Origin of the sequence: Enterobacter sp. WP_7_1, from assembly GCF_003688535.1 — a bacterium.
Classification (GTDB): domain Bacteria; phylum Pseudomonadota; class Gammaproteobacteria; order Enterobacterales; family Enterobacteriaceae; genus Enterobacter; species Enterobacter asburiae.
Genome location: NZ_REFK01000002.1, coordinates 96,610 through 116,330 on the forward strand (window position 1 = coordinate 96,610; position 19,721 = coordinate 116,330).

Here is a 19,721-nt window from a genome sequence, read left to right on the forward strand (position 1 = left end):
CAACGTGGAAAAGCAGTTTGATGTGATATGCATGGGCCGCGTGGCGGTAGACCTCTACAGCCAGCAGATTGGTGCCCGTCTGGAGGACGTGTCGAGCTTCGCCAAATACCTCGGCGGGTCGTCGGGTAACGTGGCGTACGGCACCGCGCGTCAGGGTTTACGCTCGTCGATGCTGGCGCGCGTCGGCGATGAACATATGGGCCGCTTCCTGCGGGAAGAGCTCAACCAGGTGGGCTGCGATACCAGCCATTTGATTACCGATAAACAACGCCTTACGGCGCTGGTGCTGCTCGGCATTAAAGACCGGGACACCTTTCCACTGATTTTTTATCGCGATAACTGCGCGGATATGGCGATTACCGCCAGCGATGTGGACGAAAGCTACATTGCCTCCGCACGTTGTCTTGCCATCACCGGGACCCACCTTTCTCATCCGCAGACCCGCGAGGCGGTGCTGACGGCGCTGGGCTATGCCCGCCGTCACGGCGTACGCACGGTACTGGACATCGACTACCGTCCGGTGCTGTGGGGGCTGACCGCCTTAGGCGACGGCGAAACGCGCTTTATCGCCGCCGATAAGGTCACCCGCGAGCTGCAGGAGGTTCTGCACCTCTTCGACGTCATTGTCGGCACCGAAGAGGAGTTTCACATTGCGGGTGGCAGCACGGATACCCTCCAGGCGCTGGAGCAGGTGCGCGCCGTCAGTGACGCTGCGCTGGTCTGCAAACGCGGCGCGCTCGGCTGCTCGGTCTATACCGACGCCATTCCGCCCCGTCTGGACGACGGCCTGACGGTGACCGGCGTGCGCGTGGAGGTGCTGAACGTCCTTGGGGCGGGGGACGCGTTTATGTCCGGCCTGCTGCGCGGCTACCTGAACGACGAGGGCTGGGAGCAGGCATGCCGCTACGCCAACGCCTGCGGCGCGCTGGTGGTCTCGCGCCACGGCTGCGCCCCGGCGATGCCGAGCAAAATCGAGCTGGATGACTATCTTTCCCGCGCTGCGGACGTGCCGCGCCCGGATCTCGACCCGCGTCTTAACCATCTCCATCGGGTGACCACCCGCCGCCGCGAATGGCCGGAGCTGTGCGTGATGGCCTTCGACCACCGCAGCCAGCTTGAGGATATGGCGATGCAGTGCGGAGCGTCGCTTAAGCGCATTCCGGCGCTGAAACAGCTGATCCTGCAGGCCAGCCGCGAGGCGGCGAGCCGCGCCGGGCTGGAGGGCAAAGCCGGTCTGCTGTGCGACGGCACCTTTGGTCAGGACGCGCTGAACGCGATCACCGGGGAAGGGTGGTGGATTGGCCGTCCCATCGAGCTGCCGGGCTCCCGGCCGCTGGAGATGGAGCACGGCAACATCGGCACCCAGCTTATCAGCTGGCCGCAGGAGCACGTGGTGAAGTGCCTGGTCTTCTTCCACCCGGAAGATGCCCACGGCCTGCGCCTGGAGCAGGAGCTGAAAATCGCTGAGGTGTACCACGCCTGCTGCCGGTCCGGGCACGAGCTGCTGCTGGAGGTGATCCTGCCCGCGACCATGCCGCGCAGCGACGAGCTCTACCTGCGCGCCATCTCCCGCTTCTACAACCTGGGTATTTACCCGGACTGGTGGAAGCTGCCGCCGCTCTCGGCCGACGGCTGGACGGCGCTGAGCGAGATTATCGAACGCCGGGACCCGCACTGCCGCGGGGTGGTTATCCTCGGCCTGGACGCTCCGGCGGAACAGCTGCGCGCCGACTTCAAAGCCGCAGCGGGGCAGACGGTAGTAAAAGGCTTCGCCGTGGGGCGCACGCTGTTTGGCGATGCCTCCCGAGCGTGGCTGAAGCACGATATTGACGATGCGCAGCTGGTGGCGCGCATCCGGGACAACTACCTGCAGCTTATCGCCTGGTGGCGCGAGCGCGGACACGCATAATGGAGACGACAATGAGTGTGCAATTAGGCATTAACCCGCTGACGTGGACGAACGACGATTTGCCTTCTCTCGGCGCGGAAACGTCGCTGGAGACCTGTCTGAGCGAAGGTAAAGAGGCCGGTTTTGCCGGCTTCGAGCTGGGCAATAAATTCCCGCGCGAAGCGCGCCTGCTTGGCCCTATCCTGCAGCGCCACGACCTGCAGCTGGTCTCCGGCTGGTACTCCGGCCGCCTGCTGGAGCGCAGCGTGGAGGAGGAGATCGCCGCCGTGCAGTCCCACCTGACGCTGCTGCGCGAGCTGGGGGCGAAGGTACTGGTCTTTGCGGAAGTGAGCGGCTGCATTCACGGCGAACAGCAGACCCCGGTGCATCTGCGCCCGCGCTTCCCGCAGGAACGCTGGAAGGAGTACGGCGAGAAGCTCACCGAATTTGCCCGCTACACCCAGCAGCAGGGCGTCCAGATTGCCTACCATCACCATATGGGCACGGTGATTGAGTCCGCCGAGGATGTGGACAACCTGATGATCCACACCGGGGAGGCGGTCGGATTGCTGCTCGATACCGGCCATCTGACCTTTGCCGGGGCCGATCCGCTGGCGGTGGCGCAGCGCTGGGCGTCGCGCATCAACCACGTTCACTGCAAAGACGTGCGCGCCGACGTGCTGGCAGACGTGAAAAACCGCAAAACCAGCTTCCTCGATGCGGTGCTGAGCGGCGTGTTTACCGTGCCGGGCGACGGCTGCGTCGATTACCCGCCGATTATGCGGCTGCTGAAGGCCCAGGATTATCACGGCTGGCTGGTGGTCGAGGCGGAGCAGGATCCGGTGATTGCCCATCCGCTGACCTACGCCCGTCTGGGGTATAACAACCTGAGCCGTCTGGCCCGCGACGCCGGACTGATGTGAGGAGGGGACATGTCACGTCTGTTATCACGCTGGCAACAGCCGAACGCGGAGGGGCGCACCCAGTGTGTTACGCCGGAACGCGCCGGCTGGGGATATGTTGGCTTTGAGGCGTATGAGCTGCAGGAGGGGCAGACGCTGACGCTGCCCGCCGTCCGCGAAGAGCGCTGCCTGGTGCTGGTCGCCGGGCGGGCCTCCATCAGCACGCCCTCCGCGCAGTTTAACGACATCGGCGAGCGGATGAGCCCGTTCGAGCGCATCAAGCCGTGGGCGGTTTACGTCGCCCCGCAGGAAACGGTGCAGGTGAAAGCCCTGACGACGCTGGAGCTGGCGGTCTGCGCCGCGCCGGGCAAGGGCACGTATCCGACGCGGCTGATTGCGCCGCAGGATATCGACGGCGAAGCGCGCGGTAAAGGTCATAACCAGCGCTACGTGCACAACATTTTGCCGGAAGACAAGCCCGCCGACAGCCTGCTGGTGGTGGAGGTGTGGACCAATGAGGGCTGCACCAGCTCGTACCCGAGCCACAAGCACGACACGGATAACCCGCCGCAGGAGACGTATCTGGAGGAGACCTACTACCATCGCCTCAATCCGGAGCAGGGGTTCTGCATGCAGCGTGTCTATACCGACGACAGAACGCTGGATGAGTGTATGGCGGTCTACAACCGTGACGTGGTGATGGTGCCGAAGGGCTATCACCCGGTGGCGACGATGGCCGGGTATGACAGCTATTACCTCAACGTTATGGCCGGGCCGGTGCGCAAATGGATGTTCACCTGGGAAGAGGACCACGCGTGGATTAATCGGGATTATCCCGCGGACAGCGGTGTCTAGCGCGGGTTAGCCACCAGAACATCAGCGCCAGCAGGCTGACCGAGGCGCCAAGCAGGCAGACGCCCGGCCAGCCGGCACAGGCATACGTCATCGTTGTGCCGAGCGCGCCGAGCCCGCTGCCGACGGCATAAAACAGCATGTAAAGCCCGACCAGCCGGCTGTGCGCCTCGGGACGGGTGCGGAAAATCATGCTCTGATTAGTGACGTGCAGCGCCTGACCGCCCAAATCGAGCAGTATGATGCCGATAAGCAAGATCCCGAGTGAACGGTCCATCAGCGACAAGGGCCACCAGGCTAACAATAAGATACTCAGCGCCGCCGCGCTGGTGCGTTGGGCATATCCCCGATCGGCCCAGCGTCCTGCCCGGCCAGCCGCCAGCGCGCCCACCGCGCCAGCCAGTCCAAACGCGCCAATCGCTGTATGCGAAAAGTTAAACGGCGGTGCGCTCAGCGGCAGCACCAGCGCGCTCCAGAAAATGTTGAACGATGCAAACATCAGCAGCGCCAGCACGCCGCGTATCTGCAGCACTTTTTCCTGCCGCAGCAGCGTGAGCATTGAGCCAATCAGGCGCGGATAGCTCATCGTGGCAGTGACGGCTGGCAGAGCGGGGAGTCGCCACCACAGAGGTAACGCAATCATGAGCATGAGCGCGGCAGCACAAAGATAAACCCCGCGCCAGCCAGCGATATCGCTGATGCCACCGGCAAAGACGCGAGCGAGCAGCAAACCTATGAACACGCCGCCCTGAGCCGCGCCGACAACGCGTCCCTGTTCATGGGGCGACGCGGCGCTGGCGGCGTAGGCGATCAGCCCCTGCGTCATGGCCGTGCCCAACATACCGGTCGCAAGCATACCGATAAGCAGCGCTGAAGAGGACTGTGCCATGCTGACGGAAACCAGCGCCACCACCAGAGCAATCAGCTGTACTGCCATGAGTCGTCGACAATCCACTTTGTCACCCAGAGGAACGACAAGCAAAAGAGCCAGCGCGCAGCCAATTTGTGTCGCGGTCACCACGCCACCCACGGCCGCATGGCTGATGCCGAAATCGTTCGCCAGCGCGTCAAGCAAAGGCTGGGCGTAATAGACGTTTGCCACGCTTAGGCCGCTGGCGGTGGCGAACAGCCAGACCATGCTGCGCGGCATGTCGGCTGAAGGAAGAGCTGACGTCAGTGACATATTCAAAATCCTCGCCTGTGATAACCTGGTTTTAAAATGAAACTGGTTGAATGCTAGGCTAAGCAGTTTTAAAATGCAACTAGTTATAGGGTGGCCTTTGCGAGGAAAACAGGTGATGTCCCGAAATACGGTAAAAGAGGAATATTGTCCCGTTGCCCGCAGCGTTGACCTGCTCGGGGATCGCTGGTCGCTTCTTATTGTGCGTAATGCGTTTGACGGCATGACGCGCTTCGGGGATTTTCAGCGCAGCCTTGGGGTGGCGCGCAACATCCTTTCTGACCGGCTTCGCAAGCTGGTTGAGGCAGAAATCCTGACGTTACAGGGGGCATCGGACGGCACGGCTTATCAGGAATATGTTCTGACCGACAAAGGCGAACGTCTTTTCCCCGTGATCGTGGCGCTGCGTCAGTGGGGAGAGCAAAATCTGTTTGCGCAGGGCGAGCGCTACTCGCTGCTGGTCGACAGGCGGACGGGCAGGCCGGTTCCCTTTATGGCGCCAGCAGCGCATGACGGCACTGCGCTGCTGGCGGTGGATACGGAAGTGCAGAAGATCGAATGAGTCGCTCCGGTTAATTACTGCTTATCGCCTGCTCAATCGTCCGGGCAACGATCTGCGGCTGGCTCACCATCGACACGTGGCTTGCCGCCACCTCGGCGGTTTTCGCATGGATCGTCTTCGCCATCGCCCGTTCAAGATCGGGGTTGATCATTCGGTCATTTCTGCTGACCACATACCAGCTCGGTTTGTCATGCCACGCCGCGTGGGCGACCTTTTCGCCAAACGCCTCGGCCTTAATCGGCCCCTGCGTGGCGGCAATCGTATCTTGAATGGCTGGCTTCACGTCAGGCGCGAAGTCCTTTCTGACGGCTCCTGTCGGCAGGTATAAATAGCCGTCCGCCGTTTTAGCAATGTCCGCGCTGCCCGGCGGGGCAGGATAGCTTCCTGCCAGATCCGCCGTCGACTGACCGGAATCCGGCGCGAACGCCGCCACGTACACCAGCGATTTTACCCGCGCATCGTTACCCGCCTCGCTAATTACGGTGCCGCCCCAGGAGTGGCCCACCAGCACCACGTCACCCTTGGCGCGGGCGATGGCCCGCCGCGTGGCCGCAACGTCATCCTTAAGCGACGTGAGCGGGAGCTGGACGGCAATGACCTCGGCGTGCTGCTTCTGCAACAGGGTTATTACCTTATTCCAGCTGCTGCCGTCGGCAAACGCGCCGTGGACCAGCACGACGCTGGTTTTACTCTGCGCAAAGGCGCTGGCGGAAAGCGCCAGCAGGCCTGCCGTCACTACAGACAGTGCTTTCATCTTCAGACTCCTTAAAAATGGTGGACCGCCGCGTGGGGCGGGACGGTGAATTCAACGGTTTTGTGGTCGAGCGGCTTATGCGTCGGGTCGGCCAGAATAATGGTCACCTTGTGTTTACCGGCGGGCAGCCCCACCAGGATAACCGGCTCTCCGCTGGCGTCAGCCCAGTGCCACGGCGCGTCATCCACCACCACGTGAATGTGCCCGATGCGCGGCGTGACCTTGAGCGCTTCGGGGCCGAATACCGGCTCGATGCGAAGGTTTTCGGCACGGTACTGGATAAACACCGCGCCTTTGCTTAGCGGCCCGGCAAGCGGCGGATCGACTATTAGCCTGGCAGGCGGCTGCGGCTGCGCCAGCGGCGCAACGGCGGCGGGGCCATTAACGTCCCTGGCGCTCAGGTTGTCCAGCGGTGTGGCCCGGGCATGGGCTACAGATGCCAGGACAAGCAGGGGGATAAGTGCATAACGACGGATCATGGGTTCTCTCCTCATCGGTTCTGAATGGCGACAGGGAAAGAAAACCATTTTTATGTATCGGAGATATTTGCCGGAGGCGGCGTTTTGTACCCGTTTGTCAGCGCAGGGTTCTGGATACAGTGCGATACAGTTTGCCTGCCGGGACGGTACACAATCGCTATCGCCAGCCCGGCAATCACCAGCGTCAGCCCCGTTGAAACCCACATTGCACCCGCGATCCCCAGCGTTTTATTCAGCCACGCATAGGCAAACGGTGAGGCTGCCGCCATCAGCTGGCCGGGGATAAGCAGCATGCCCGTGCGGCGGGCATAGCTTTCGGTGCTAAACAGTTCCAGCGGCAGGGTGGCTTTCACGATGGTGACCAGCCCGTTGATAGCGCCGTAGCCCAGCACAAACCCTGCTGCACACCACATAAACAGGGCGCTGCTCGTCCCCAGAAGAAAGCAGAGCGGCATGGCGAGCGCGGTAAAAAGGGTGAGTTTGAAGGGGGTTAAGCGGGCACCCGCCAGCACTTCCAGCGAGCGGGCGCCCGTCTGGCCGATCCCCCACAGCATGCCGATGGCGACCGGCAGGCCGAAGTGGGCAATAAACTCCGGCAGATGGGTGGACGTGCCGTTAGAGACAAAGGTGATGAGGGCAATGAAGGCGGCATAAAGCCAGCCGTTACGCCGCTCGTTGTTCAGCGGCGGCGCGGCGACCATTGTCGTCACCGTCAGCCTTTGCCGGGGAAGCGTTCGAATCAGCATCGCGCTCAGCAGGCCGAAGAGAGCGTAGACGCGCAGCGCCTCCTGCCAGCTCATCACCTGAAGCAGGGCATCGCCCAGCGGCCAGAAGACGGCGGAGGCCAGCCCGCCCGCCAGCGTGACGCGTGAGATTGTTCTTCGCGCCTGCTGCCCGTAGAGGTTTACCAGCGCGGCGAACAGCGCGTCGTACAGCGACAGGCGCATCCCGACGCCGGTGACCAGCCAGGCACAGTACCAGCCAAAAACCGTCTGGGTATAGGCCATCCCTGCGCAGCTTGCGGCGATCAGCAACGTTCCGCTCATCACCACCGTCTGACCGCCAAAGCGTGCCAGCAGGCGGGCGACAAACGGGGAAACCGCCGCCATCACCAGCATCGCCAGCGTCAGGCCGAGGTAAATCTGCGGTGATGACCATCCCCGGTCGGCTGAAATCGCCAGCGCAAAGGTGCCGGGCATATAAAACGAGATCCCCCAGTTGATAAGCTGATTACATCCCGCCGTGAGGGCGAGGCGGCGTGGCAGGGCGGGTGTTTTCATTGTTTTTCATTCCGTTAGGCAGTTGTCCTGAGCATAACTCGCGCGCTATTGTGCTGGCAGGGCAGCAACCTTATGCGCGATATAAGAGAAACTTTGAATGACAACGCTTAATCTGAGCTATCTCGCCACCTTCCGTCTGGTGATCCAGCGCGGCAGCTTTTCAGCGGCAGCGGATGTGCTGGGCATTTCCCAGCCCGCCGTCAGCCTGCAAATACGTCAGCTGGAGCAGTTTCTGCAAACGCGGCTGGTGGAGCGTACCGGGCGAGGGATTAAGGCTACGGCTGCCGGGCAGGCGTTGCTGGCGCACGGGGAGCGTATTCAGCAGGCGGTGGATGACGCTATCCGGTCCGTGAGCGCATTCAGCCACGATGTGAGCGGCACTATTACGCTTGGCACGGGGGCAACGGCCTGCATCCATCTTCTGCCGCCGCTGCTGGAGAAGCTGCGCAAAGACTATCCGGTCCTGAGCGTGGGGGTGACGACGGGCAACACCCTCGACATCGTCAGGGCCATCGAAGAGAACCGGCTCGATATGGGGCTGGTGACGCTGCCGGTGAGCGGCAGAGCGCTGGACGTCATGCCGGTAATGGACGAAGAGTTTGTTTTTATCGCGTCGCGGGAGCAGCAGGATGCTTTCAGGGCGCTCACCCCGGAGGCGCTGCACGCTCAGCCGCTGATTGCCTTTGAATCAGGCAGCGGTACCCGGGCGCTGATCGATGGCTGGTTTGCGACTAATGGATTAGCGATCGCACCGGTGATGCAGCTTGGCAGCATCGAGGCGATCAAACGCATGGTTCGCGCGGGGCTGGGCTACAGTATTGTGCCGCGAATGGCGGTCGAACAGGATGCCGATCGCGAAGGGCTATGCGTGATGTCGCTTACGCCCATGCTGCAGCGGCAGCTGGCGGTGGTAATGCGGCAGGATAAAATCCTCAGCAAAGGGATCGCGGCCATTATTCGGCTCGTGCAACATCCTGCGGCTGTTTAGCGATCGGCGGTATCGACGGTCAGGCTGGGTTGCTGCGACTGAGTTTTGTCCTGATGGTGATACCAGGCGCCAATTGAAGAGTAAACGAAGCGGCCAAAGAAAAACAGGAAGCTGATGAGCAGTATGATGCGGGTCATTCGGGTATTAAATTGATGTCGTTTTCGCATACGCGTGACCTGACTCACTCTGTTTTTCCTGGATAAGCCCTTTTGGGCGACAAGGATATTAAGGCACAGCGGGAAGATGGGGTCAATTCTGATGTGTGTAAATAACCGTCAATGTTTACATTGATTAATGTTATTGAAATTAATTAATGCATTTACCATATTGATAATATGAAGAAAATAATTTCAAAAAAACGCCGCAAAAAGTTATTTGCGTAAAGTAGTTTGATTTAAGTCAACGGCTTCCCGGCCCTGATATTTAAAATCCTTCCTCCATACTGTTCGCCCCGCACGCCGCCGGGCGGCGCGTACGTCAGGTTGGATGCCTGTCTTTATTTTCCCTCTGGAGCGAAAGGGGTTTAACCGGGCATCTATGAACATTCTGGCTTTCCTGAAAAAAAATGAAAACCGCTGGTGGGCATTACCGCTTATTTTGCCTGTGGTTTTACTTCCCGTGCTGAGCGTCGCGAATACATTCACGCAGCTGGGCGACGGCATTGCGGCACTCTATTATTTACCCCTCTCATTTTTGCTTTCACTGATGATGTTCTTTGGCCTGGAAGCGCTGCCCGGGATCGTATTGTCGCTGTTTATCCGCTATTACCCGTCGGTCGGGATGTTTGAAACCGTTGCGGGGGTCCTCCATTTTGTCGTACCTTTAGTGCTCAGCTGGGGTGGTTACCGGGTGTTTGCGCCCAGACGGAATATGACCGCGTACGGCGACGTGCGGCTGATGGCGCAGCGCATCTTCTGGCAAGTCTTCTGCCCCGCGACGCTTTTTCTGGTGCTGTTTCAGTTTGCGGTGTATTTAGGCGTGTATGAGAGCCGTCAGAGCCTTGCAGGATTAAATCCCCTCAATATTCGCACGCTCATCAACTATCAGACGCTGCTGGTCAGCGGGCTGACGGGCGTGCCGCTGAGCTATCTGCTGATCCGTCTGCTTCGTCATCCGCGCTATATCAAAAGCCTTCTCTCACAGATCCGTTCCGAGATAGACAAAAAGGTAACGGTCGTTGAGTTGTTGGTGTGGGCTATCGCGCTTGGCGGGCTGCTTTCGCTGCTGCTGATTCCGATGAATGAGAACAGCTCCATTTTCACCACCAACTACACTCTTTCCCTGCTGATGCCGGTGATGCTCTGGGGCGCGATGCGTTTTGGCTATAAGCTGATTTCGCTTATCTGGACGCCGATACTGCTGGTGTCTATTCACTATTTTTACCGCTATATCCCGGTAAATCCGGGGTATGACATTCAGCTGGCGATCACCTCTTCCAGTTACCTGGTCTTCTCCTTCGTGGTGATTTATATGTCGATGCTGGCGACCCGGCAGCGCGCGGCGAACAAACGCTCACGCAGGCTGGCGCTGCTCGACCCGGTCGTCCATATGCCTAACCTGCGGGCGCTGTCGCGCGATCTGGCGAAAAACCCGTGGTCGGCGCTCTGCCTGCTGCGCATTCCAGAGCTGGAAATTCTGGGCCGAAATTACGGCGTGTTGCTGCGGATTCAGTACAAGCAGCAGCTGGCGCAGTGGGTGAATGGCATTCTCCAGCCCAATGAGCTGGTGTATCACCTGACCGGGTATGACCTGGCGGTACGACTTAACGCGGAATCGCACCAGCAGCGGATTGAAGCCCTGGACGAGCATATCAAGCAGTTCCGCTTTGTCTGGGACGGCATGCCGCTGCAGCCGCAGGTGGGTGTGAGCTATTGCTATGTCCGGTCCCCGGTTAACCATCTTTATCTGGTGCTGGGCGAGCTGGGCGTGGTTGCCGACCTGTCGCTCTCCTCCAACCATCCGGAAAATCTTCAGCAGCGTGGGGCCGTCCATTTGCAGCGCAACCTGAAGGATAAAGTCGCGATGATGAGCCGCCTGCAAAAGGCGCTTGATAACAACGAATTCACCCTGCTGGTTCAACCCGTTCGCGGCCTGCGTGGCGATTGCTATCACGAAGTCCTGCTCCGGATGCCGGATGTAAACGGGCTATTGATCTCCCCCGATCAATTCCTGCCCGTCGCGCAGGAGTTTGGTCTGTCTTCGCGGGTAGATTTGTGGGTGCTGGAGCACACCCTGGGCTTTCTCGCCGCGCATCGCGAAAGACTGCCCGGCCAGCGCTTTGCCATTAATCTGGCCCCGTCGACCGTGTGTCGGGTGCAGTTTCCGCTTGAGGTGAGTCGCCTGTTGGCGAAATACGCCATTGAGCCGTGGCAGCTGATCTTTGAAGTGACGGAGTGCAGCACCTTTTGCAATGCGGAGCAGGCGCTACACATCCTCCGGCAGCTGCAGAAAATGGGGGGACGTATTGCGATTGATGATTTTGGCACCGGCTATGCGAGCTATGCGCGCCTGAAAAGCGTGGACGCGGATATTCTCAAGATTGACGGCAGCTTTATTCGCAATATCGTCAACAACAGTCTGGATTATCAGATTGTGGCGTCTATCTGCCATCTGGCGCGCATGAAGAAGATGCTGGTGGTGGCGGAGTATGTCGAAAGCGAAGAGATACGTAGCGCGGTTCACGCGCTAGGCATCGATTATGTGCAGGGTTATCTGATTGGCAGACCGGCACCGCTTGAGTCACTGCTGGAAGCAGAGGCGTCCACCGCGGACGCCTGAGCCGTTACGCGGCGACGTCGGCGCTCTCTTCTTCAATTTTGAGCAGCCAGCCGGTGACCGCTTCCCAGTACTGCTGCTCTTTTTCCAGGTCCAGCAGAACCAGCGCGTTCTGGCTAAACCAGTCGTGCGGGAAGCTCAGCGTCCAGTGATGGTCGTCTGTTTTCAGTTTTAACGTTGGGGGCGTCGTTGTCGCCTGACGCTGGTTATTGAGCAGCACGCCCAGACGCAGCAGCTGAATAAGCGGCAGGAACTGTTTTTTCTTGAACAGCGTAAAGCGCGGCAGGTCGTCGAGCTTGATGGCTTTGCGGTGATAACGCACCAGGGTCGCCATCATGGTTTGCTGCTCCTGGTTGAAGCCAGGCAGATCGCTGTTTTGCAGAATATAGGCCGAATGGCGGTGCATCCCGCTGTGGTTGATGTTCAGCCCCACCTCGTGCAGCATCGCGGCCCATTTCAACAGCGCGGCAAGCTGCGGGTGCGCGAGCTTCGGATTCTGCTCCTGCCACTGTTCGTACATCTGCACCGTGGTGTCCAGCACGCGCTTCGCCTGTTCACGGTCAATGTTGTACTGGTTGGCCAGGCTTTGCGCGGTGCGGCTGCGAATATCCTGATGGCGGAAACGGCCTTCCATCTCATACAACACGCCTTCACGCAGCGCGCCGTCCGACAGACGCAGCTCTTTTATGGCGAGGGCATCAAACACGCCGCAGAGAATAGCCAGCCCCGGCACGAATACCGCTTTACGCTCGTCGGAAAGACCCGGCAGGCTTAAAGCGTCAAAACTTTTATGCTTCAGCACTTCTTCGGTCAGCAACGTCAGGCGTTCGGGCGTGATGAACCCGTCTTTTTCACCCATCGCCAGCAGCACTTCATGCGCCGCCTTGATGGTGCCCGACGCGCCCAGCGCCACGTTCCAGCCCTGAATACGGTACTGCCAGGCCAGATTTTCCAGCTTCTGAACGGCCGCCATACGCGCGCGCTGGAAGTTCTCGCGGGTGATGGTGCCGCCCGGGAAATACATCTGCGCGAAGCTGACGCAGCCCATACGGCGGCTTTCCACCAGGCGCGGCTCAAAGTCTTCGCCGATGACCAGCTCCGTTGAACCGCCGCCGATATCGATAACCAGCTTGCGCCCTTTTTCCGGCTGGGTGTGCTCAACGCCCATGAAAATCAGACGCGCTTCCTCGTTGCCGGAGATGATCTCAATCGGGTAGGGGATCACCTTTTCGGCCCGCTTGAGGAACTCCGGGGCGTTCAGGGCCTGGCGCAGGGTGTGGGTGCCCACGATGCACACGCTGGAGGGCGAGAAGCCCTGCAGGCGTTCAGCAAACAGCGACAGGCAGTTTAACCCACGCTCCATTGCCTCTTCGCTGAGCATGCTGCGTTCATCAAGGCCATCCGCCAGGTGTACGCGCTGCTTCAGACGACCGATGATCTGCAGCGCGCCATCCACCTCACGGGCGATGACCATGTGGAAACTGTTAGAGCCAAGGTCGACCGCGGCGAATTCCTGCGGGCGTGGGGTCTTATCATTTATCGGCATAGGTTAATCGGGTTGCTCGAGTGATTTGATATAGTCGTAAATCGCCAGTTGCGACCGCACCTTGCGGCGGTTGCCGCGCGGCACATAGCGGTTACTGAGTTCTTTGTCGATATAGCGTGCTTTCACGGTATCGCTGAACAGAATCTCGATGATGTCGAGGATCTGCTGCTTCAGACGCGGATCCAGCAGCGGTGCCGCGACTTCAATTCGGTAGTCAATATTGCGCGTCATCCAGTCTGCCGAAGAGAGATAGACCTGTTTATCACCCGCATTATCAAAAATATAGATCCGATCGTGTTCCAGGTAACGGTCAACAATGCTGATTACGCGAATATTGTCGCTGATGCCTTCCAGTTCCGGGATCAGCGAGCACATGCCGCGGATCAGCAGATTAACCGGAACGCCGGAGCTGGACGCCGCGTACAGCCTGTCCACCAGCCCTTTGTCGACAAGGTTGTTGAGTTTCAGCGTGATGCCGGACGACAGCCCTTTCTGGGCATTGGCGATCTCTTTATCGATCATATCGTACAGCAGACGGCGCGAGTTCTGCGGCGAGACCAGCAGATAGTCGAAGCTCACCGGACGGTACGGGTTTTCGATAAAGTTAAAGACCCGGCGCACTTCGTTAGTGATGCGGGCATCGGCGGTTAAGAGCGAGTAGTCGGTATAAATTCGCGCCGTTTTCTCGTTAAAGTTCCCGGTACCGATGTGGGCATAACGCACCACATCGTCGCCCTCTTTGCGGGAGATGAGGAACAGCTTGGCGTGAATTTTTAGCCCCGGCGCGGAGAAGATGACGTGCACACCGGCTTCCGTCAGACGGCGCGCCCAGTGAATGTTCGCCTCTTCGTCGAAGCGCGCCTGCAGCTCAACCACCACGGTGACTTTTTTGGCGTTGTGCGCCGCATGGATCATCGCGTCGATGATGCGGGAATCTTTTGCCACGCGGTAGATGTTGATTTTGATCGCCAGCACGCTCGGGTCGAACGAGGCCTGACGCAGCAGCTCCAGCACGTGCTCGAAGGTGTGGTACGGATAGTAGAGCAGCACATCGCGTTCGCGGATGGCGTCGAATCCGTTGCGGAATTTATCGAACCACAGATGGCGCAGGCGCGGCAGCGGCTTGTTCACCAGATTGGCTTTGCCGACGTTCGGGAAGCCAATAAAGTCTTTAAAGTTGTGGTAACGACCGCCCGGTACGATGGAGTCATAGCGCGAAATGGTCAGTTTATCGCGCAGCATCTCCACCATGGCGTCCGGCATATCGCGCTGATAAACAAAGCGCACCGGCTCGGCCGTCAGGCGCTGTTTCAGGCTGGAGGACATCAGCTCCATCATGCTGGCTTCCATCTCGTGCACCAGGTCATATTCGGCGTCACGGGTCATCTTCATCGAGTAGGCGTTTAACGCATCGTAATCGAAGAAGCCTTTGAAGATGTCGTCCAGACAGTAGCGCAGGATGTTGTCCAGCAGGATCATCGGCTTGCGTCTGCGCGGGGTTTCCGGCGGCAGGTTCACAAAGCGCGGCACCTTGTCGGACGGGATCTCCAGCAGCGCGTAACGGATGGAATCACCGCGAATAATTTCCACCGCCAGGTAGGTGTAGTCATCCTTCAGGAACTGTACCAGATCGGTTTCGCGGTTGATCAGAATCGGGGTAATGTGCTGGCGCAGGTAGTGTTTGAAGTAGTGGCGCAGCCAGTTTTGTTGGTTAACGGAAAGCTGGCGTTCGTTAATCAGGAAGATTTGATTGCGCGCCATCTCCAGCAGCAGTTCGTTATACAGGCCGTCAAATTCCTGATCGGCTTTCAGCACGCGGGACTGGATTTTGCCCAGCAGATGCCGCGAGTGCGAGTTTAAGCCCTGTTCTTCGCTGATGATGATGCGTCTTTTCAGCTCGGCAAAGCGAACCTTGTAGAACTCATCCAGGTTGTTGGAATAAATGCCCAAAAAACGCATGCGCTCGATCAGCGGGTTACTTTTGTCTGCCGCTTCCTGGAGTACACGTTCGTTAAATGCTAACCAGCTTAGCTCTTTCTCGATATATAACTTTTCCTGACCCATTACAGCTCACACTCCAGTTCAATCACAGGACGTGGTAAATCCGTCTCGTCCTTATTATGGCGAGCATTTCCACGATATGTCCAACAGTGCCAGAAAAGTATGACAGTTATTTTTTTTGTTGGGGATTTTAGAAGGTTGGAGAAGGGAATATCGGGTAATGCAATGTACAGGTCGGGTAAGCGCAGCAGCGCCACCCGACATAACAAACTACTCTTCCGCCGCATAACCCTGCGGGGGTAACTTCACGCCGTCCAGCCAGGCTGCGCCGTCGCGCATCTCGAGACGCCCGTCGACAAACCAGCTGACCACCAGCGGGTAAATGGCGTGTTCCTGGGTCTGCACGCGTTCGGTCACGTCTTCTTCGCTGTCGCCGTCAAAGACCGGAACTTTCGCCTGCAGGATCACCGGGCCGCCGTCCAGCTCGTCGGTAACGAAATGCACGGAGGTACCGTGCTCCTCATCGCCGTTTTCCAGAACCTGACGATGGGTATGCAGGCCGGGATATTTTGGCAGCAGGGAAGGGTGGATATTCAGCAGACGACCAGCGAAGTGTTCGACGAAGGCCGGGCTCAGAATACGCATATAGCCCGCCAGCACGACCACGTCCGGCGCGTAGGCATCAATCTCATGCACCAGCTCGCGGTCAAAGGCTTCACGCCCGGCGAACTGGCTGGCTTCCAGCGCGTGCGCGGGAATGTTCGCTTCCCGCGCGCGCTCAAGGCCGAACGCGTCGGCCTTGTTGCTGAAAACTGCCCGAATGGTGCCATTGATTTTCTTCTGTTTGCAGGCGTCTATGATGGCCTGCAAATTGCTTCCGTTGCCGGAAATGAGCACCACGATGTTTTTCATTCAATGACCACACGCTGTTCGGAATCGGAAGCTTTAATCGTACCGATTTTCCACGCGTTTTCACCTTTTTCAGTCAGCAGCTTAACCGCTTTATCCGCTTCGCTTGCCGGCAGGGCGATAACCATGCCCACGCCGCAGTTAAAGGTGCGGTACATTTCGTGAGAGCTTACGTTGCCCGCGGTCTGCAGCCAGTTAAACACGGCTGGCCACTGCCATGACGATTCGTCGATCACCGCCTGGGTGTTGTCCGGCAGGACGCGCGGAATGTTTTCCCAGAAGCCGCCGCCGGTCAGGTGAGCGATAGCGTGAACATCGACGTTCTCGATAAGCTCAAGCACGTTTTTCACGTAGATGCGGGTCGGCGCCAGCAGATGGTCGGCCAGCGGTTTACCGTCGAGTTCGGTCGTCAGCGGGTCACAGCCGCTCACTTCGAGGATTTTACGCACCAGGGAGTAGCCGTTGGAGTGCGGGCCGCTGGAGGCCAGCGCGATCAGCACATCGCCATCGGCCACTTTGCTGCCGTCGATAATTTCTGATTTTTCTACTACGCCGACGCAGAAGCCCGCGACGTCATAATCTTCGCCGTGATACATGCCCGGCATTTCCGCGGTTTCACCACCGACCAGCGCACAGCCGGACTGCAGACAGCCTTCGGCGATACCGTTAATCACGCTGGCTGCGGTATCCACGTCCAGTTTGCCGGTCGCGTAGTAATCGAGGAAGAACAGCGGCTCTGCGCCCTGTACCACCAGGTCATTCACGCACATCGCGACCAGATCGATACCGATCGTGTCGTGACGTTTTAAATCCATCGCCAGGCGCAGTTTAGTGCCTACACCGTCGGTACCCGAGACCAGAACAGGTTCACGATATTTTTGCGGCAGCGCGCACAGTGCGCCGAATCCACCCAGACCACCCATCACTTCCGGGCGGCGGGTTTTTTTCACCACACCTTTGATTCGGTCAACCAGCGCATTACCTGCGTCAATATCAACACCGGCATCTTTGTAGCTGAGAGAAGTTTTGTTGGTCACGGCTTAAATCCCCACGCGATTGCATAGCTAGTAAGAAAAATCGGCGCAATTCTAACAGTCCAGGCAAACGTTTGCGAGCCTATTCTGGGCGTGGGGATCTTTTTTTCTGTGTGCCTCGTGAATGCAGCCAAACTTGACTCTGTTCACGAAAATGAAACCGGTTTCTGAGAACTGCTTGCAACAGCTATGCCCTTTGCACATCATCGAACTGAAACCGGTTTCTGTAATTGTTTTTGCAGAAAATAACGCAGAATGAGGGAAAGCGAATGTCAGGATTTAAAGCAGATTTTCTGTGGGGCGGGGCCGTTGCGGCGCACCAGCTGGAAGGCGGCTGGAAAGAGGGCGGCAAGGGCGTGAGCGTGGCCGATGTGATGACCGCGGGGGCGCACGGCGTGCCGCGTGAAATCACCAACGGCGTGCTGGAGGGGAAAAATTACCCTAACCATGAAGCCATTGATTTCTACCACCGCTATAAAGAAGACATCAAACTCTTTGCCGAGATGGGCTTCAAATGCTTCCGCACCTCTATTGCCTGGACGCGGATCTTCCCGAAAGGCGACGAGCTTGAGCCTAACGAGGCTGGCCTGAAATTCTATGACGATCTGTTCGACGAGTGCCTGAAGTACGGCATCGAACCGGTTATCACTCTTTCTCACTTCGAGATGCCTTTCCATCTGGTCACCGAATACGGCGGCTGGCGCAACCGTAAGCTGATCGACTTCTTCGTTCGTTTTGCAAAAGTGGTGTTCCAGCGCTACCAGCATAAAGTGAAGTACTGGATGACCTTCAACGAGATCAATAACCAGGCTAACTTCCACGAAGACTTTGCGCCGTTCACGAACTCCGGGCTGAAGTACGCGCCGGGTGAAGACCGCGAGCCGGTGATGTTCCAGGCGGCGCACTATGAGCTGGTGGCCAGCGCCCTGGCGGTGAAGGCGGGGCGCGAGATTAACCCGTCGCTGCAGATTGGCTGCATGATTGCCATGTGTCCTATCTACCCGCTGACCTGCGCGCCGGACGATATGATGATGGCGATGAACGCCATGCATCGCCGCTACTGGTTCACCGACGTGCACGTGCGCGGCAGGTACCCGCAGCACCTGCTCAACTACTTCGAACGTCGCGGCTTCGCGTTGGATATAACCGAAGAGGATAAAGCCGCGCTGAAACAGGGCTGCGTCGATTACATCGGCTTCAGCTACTACATGTCCTTCGCCACCAAGGCGACGGCGGACAACCCGCAGCTGGATTACGACGAAAGCAAGAGCCTGGTCTCTAACCCGTACGTGCAGAAATCCGACTGGGGCTGGCAGATTGACCCGGTGGGGCTTCGCTACTCCCTCAACTGGTTCTGGGATCACTACCAGCTGCCGCTGTTTATCGTTGAGAACGGCTTTGGCGCGATCGACGTGCAGGAGAGCGACGGCACGGTGAACGACCAGTACCGAATTGACTACCTGGCCGCCCACATTCGCGAGATGAAAAAAGCGGTAGTGGAGGATGGCGTAGACCTGATGGGCTACACCCCGTGGGGCTGTATCGACCTGGTGTCTGCCGGAACGGGCGAAATGAAAAAACGCTACGGCTTTATCTTTGTGGATAAAGACAATGAAGGGAACGGTACGCTGAACCGCAGTAAGAAGAAATCGTTCGGCTGGTATAAGCAGGTGATTGCGAGCAACGGCGATAACCTGTAATTGTCGGGTGGCGCTAACGCTTACCCGTCCTACAATACACGTAGGCCAGCGTAAGCGCAGCGCCACCGGGCAGAACCCCGCCCCCAAGCCGGAGCCTCGCCTCCGGTTTTTTTGTCTCTAAATCACTTTGCTTGATATACGTCAAGCAACATGGGTATGGCCTAATCCGAAAAAAGCGGTATAATCCCGCGATTTTTTTGCGGACGCCACCTCAGAGGAGAAAGAGAATGAAGATTGTGGAAGTGAAACACCCACTCGTTAAACACAAGTTGGGCCTGATGCGTGAGCATGACATCAGCACGAAGCGTTTTCGCGAACTGGCATCTGAAGTCGGCAGCCTGCTGACCTACGAAGCGACCTCTGATCTGGAAACAGAAAAAGTCACCATCGAAGGCTGGAACGGCCCTGTGCAGGTTGAGCAGATCAAAGGTAAGAAAATTACCGTGGTGCCAATTCTGCGTGCTGGTCTCGGCATGATGGAAGGCGTGCTGGAGCACGTGCCAAGCGCGCGTATCAGCGTGGTCGGGATCTACCGTAACGAAGAAACCCTTGAGCCGGTTCCTTACTTCCAGAAGCTGGTGTCTAACATCGACGAGCGCATGGCGCTGGTGGTTGACCCAATGCTCGCAACCGGTGGCTCTATGATCGCTACCATCGACCTGCTGAAAAACGCGGGCTGTAACAGCATTAAGGTGCTGGTACTGGTTGCCGCTCCGGAAGGGATCGCGGCGCTGGAAAAAGCGCACCCGGACGTTGAGCTGTATACCGCCTCTATCGACCAGGGCCTGAACGAGCACGGGTACATCATCCCAGGGCTCGGCGATGCCGGCGATAAGATCTTTGGTACGAAATAATCGAATAACGATAAATA

Annotated in this window: 17 protein-coding genes; 8 read left to right on the top strand and 9 right to left on the bottom strand. The window is 58.5% G+C overall.

Annotated elements, in window-relative coordinates; genetic code table 11:
- Nucleotides 1-4 precede the first annotated feature (4 nt).
- Genes iolC through iolB form a run of 3 tightly spaced genes read left to right on the top strand, consistent with a single transcriptional unit; the run spans nucleotide 5 to nucleotide 3,645 of the window.
- Complete coding sequence (gene iolC / locus BJ885_RS09830) at nucleotides 5-1,909, top strand: 5-dehydro-2-deoxygluconokinase (RefSeq protein WP_121931836.1); 1,905 nt, start codon at nucleotides 5-7, stop codon at nucleotides 1,907-1,909.
- Between the two features lie 11 nt (nucleotides 1,910-1,920).
- Entirely contained in the window at nucleotides 1,921-2,811 is an 891-nt protein-coding gene (iolE, locus tag BJ885_RS09835) for a myo-inosose-2 dehydratase (RefSeq protein WP_121931837.1), read from the top strand.
- Nucleotides 2,812-2,820: 9 nt separating this feature from the next.
- Nucleotides 2,821-3,645, top strand: coding sequence for a 5-deoxy-glucuronate isomerase (iolB, locus tag BJ885_RS09840; RefSeq protein WP_121931838.1), 825 nt, complete (start codon nucleotides 2,821-2,823; stop codon nucleotides 3,643-3,645).
- Here iolB and BJ885_RS09845 read toward each other — a convergent pair.
- On the bottom strand, nucleotides 3,611-4,825 hold the full coding sequence (locus BJ885_RS09845) for an MFS transporter (RefSeq protein ID WP_121931839.1): 1,215 nt from the start codon (nucleotides 4,823-4,825) through the stop codon (nucleotides 3,611-3,613). The genes iolB and BJ885_RS09845 overlap by 35 nt on opposite strands.
- 115 nt (nucleotides 4,826-4,940) lie before the next feature.
- Between BJ885_RS09845 and BJ885_RS09850 the strand changes: the two genes are divergently transcribed.
- On the top strand, nucleotides 4,941-5,384 hold the full coding sequence (locus BJ885_RS09850; protein WP_121931840.1) for a helix-turn-helix domain-containing protein: 444 nt from the start codon (nucleotides 4,941-4,943) through the stop codon (nucleotides 5,382-5,384).
- A gap of 10 nt (nucleotides 5,385-5,394) precedes the next feature.
- On the opposite strand, the gene BJ885_RS09855 is transcribed toward BJ885_RS09850, so the two are convergent.
- Genes BJ885_RS09855 through BJ885_RS09865 form a run of 3 tightly spaced genes read right to left on the bottom strand, consistent with a single transcriptional unit; the run spans nucleotide 5,395 to nucleotide 7,897 of the window.
- On the bottom strand, nucleotides 5,395-6,138 hold the full coding sequence (locus BJ885_RS09855; protein ID WP_121931841.1) for an alpha/beta fold hydrolase: 744 nt from the start codon (nucleotides 6,136-6,138) through the stop codon (nucleotides 5,395-5,397).
- Nucleotides 6,139-6,149: 11 nt separating this feature from the next.
- Nucleotides 6,150-6,617, bottom strand: a complete 468-nt coding sequence (locus BJ885_RS09860) for a DUF6130 family protein (protein WP_121931842.1) — start codon at nucleotides 6,615-6,617, stop codon at nucleotides 6,150-6,152.
- 50 nt (nucleotides 6,618-6,667) lie between these two features.
- A complete protein-coding gene (locus BJ885_RS09865; protein ID WP_121931843.1) occupies nucleotides 6,668-7,897 on the bottom strand; it encodes an MFS transporter in 1,230 nt (409 codons plus the stop codon).
- 97 nt (nucleotides 7,898-7,994) lie between these two features.
- Here BJ885_RS09865 and BJ885_RS09870 point away from each other — a divergent pair, with 97 nt between their 5' ends.
- A complete protein-coding gene (locus tag BJ885_RS09870; protein ID WP_121931844.1) occupies nucleotides 7,995-8,885 on the top strand; it encodes a LysR family transcriptional regulator in 891 nt (296 codons plus the stop codon).
- On the opposite strand, the gene BJ885_RS09875 is transcribed toward BJ885_RS09870, so the two are convergent.
- Entirely contained in the window at nucleotides 8,882-9,052 is a 171-nt protein-coding gene (locus BJ885_RS09875; RefSeq protein ID WP_147449217.1) for a YfgG family protein, read from the bottom strand. The genes BJ885_RS09870 and BJ885_RS09875 overlap by 4 nt on opposite strands.
- Before the next feature lie 370 nt (nucleotides 9,053-9,422).
- Between BJ885_RS09875 and BJ885_RS09880 the strand changes: the two genes are divergently transcribed.
- On the top strand, nucleotides 9,423-11,663 hold the full coding sequence (locus BJ885_RS09880) for an EAL domain-containing protein (RefSeq protein ID WP_121931846.1): 2,241 nt from the start codon (nucleotides 9,423-9,425) through the stop codon (nucleotides 11,661-11,663).
- Nucleotides 11,664-11,667: 4 nt separating this feature from the next.
- Here the strand turns inward: BJ885_RS09880 and ppx are convergent, their stop codons facing one another.
- The 4 genes from ppx to purM all read right to left on the bottom strand — a co-directional run bounded on the left by ppx (nucleotide 11,668) and on the right by purM (nucleotide 17,153).
- The gene (ppx, locus tag BJ885_RS09885; RefSeq protein WP_023308773.1) at nucleotides 11,668-13,206 is read right to left on the bottom strand and encodes an exopolyphosphatase; all 1,539 of its coding nucleotides are present in this window, start codon (nucleotides 13,204-13,206) and stop codon (nucleotides 11,668-11,670) included.
- 3 nt (nucleotides 13,207-13,209) lie between these two features.
- Nucleotides 13,210-15,270 carry a polyphosphate kinase 1 gene (gene ppk1 / locus BJ885_RS09890; protein ID WP_121931847.1) on the bottom strand — a complete coding sequence of 687 codons (2,061 nt, stop codon included), beginning with the start codon at nucleotides 15,268-15,270 and terminating at the stop codon, nucleotides 13,210-13,212.
- Nucleotides 15,271-15,477: 207 nt separating this feature from the next.
- Nucleotides 15,478-16,119, bottom strand: coding sequence for a phosphoribosylglycinamide formyltransferase (purN, locus tag BJ885_RS09895; protein WP_023308771.1), 642 nt, complete (start codon nucleotides 16,117-16,119; stop codon nucleotides 15,478-15,480).
- The gene (gene purM / locus BJ885_RS09900) at nucleotides 16,116-17,153 is read right to left on the bottom strand and encodes a phosphoribosylformylglycinamidine cyclo-ligase (protein WP_008501643.1); all 1,038 of its coding nucleotides are present in this window, start codon (nucleotides 17,151-17,153) and stop codon (nucleotides 16,116-16,118) included. The genes purN and purM overlap by 4 nt, the downstream gene beginning before the upstream one ends.
- A 266-nt stretch (nucleotides 17,154-17,419) precedes the next feature.
- On the opposite strand from purM, the gene BJ885_RS09905 reads away from it, so the two are divergent.
- Nucleotides 17,420-18,850, top strand: a complete 1,431-nt coding sequence (locus BJ885_RS09905) for a 6-phospho-beta-glucosidase (protein ID WP_121931848.1) — start codon at nucleotides 17,420-17,422, stop codon at nucleotides 18,848-18,850.
- Between the two features lie 227 nt (nucleotides 18,851-19,077).
- Nucleotides 19,078-19,704, top strand: coding sequence for a uracil phosphoribosyltransferase (gene upp, locus BJ885_RS09910; protein WP_023308769.1), 627 nt, complete (start codon nucleotides 19,078-19,080; stop codon nucleotides 19,702-19,704).
- The last annotated feature ends 17 nt before the right edge of the window (nucleotides 19,705-19,721 follow it).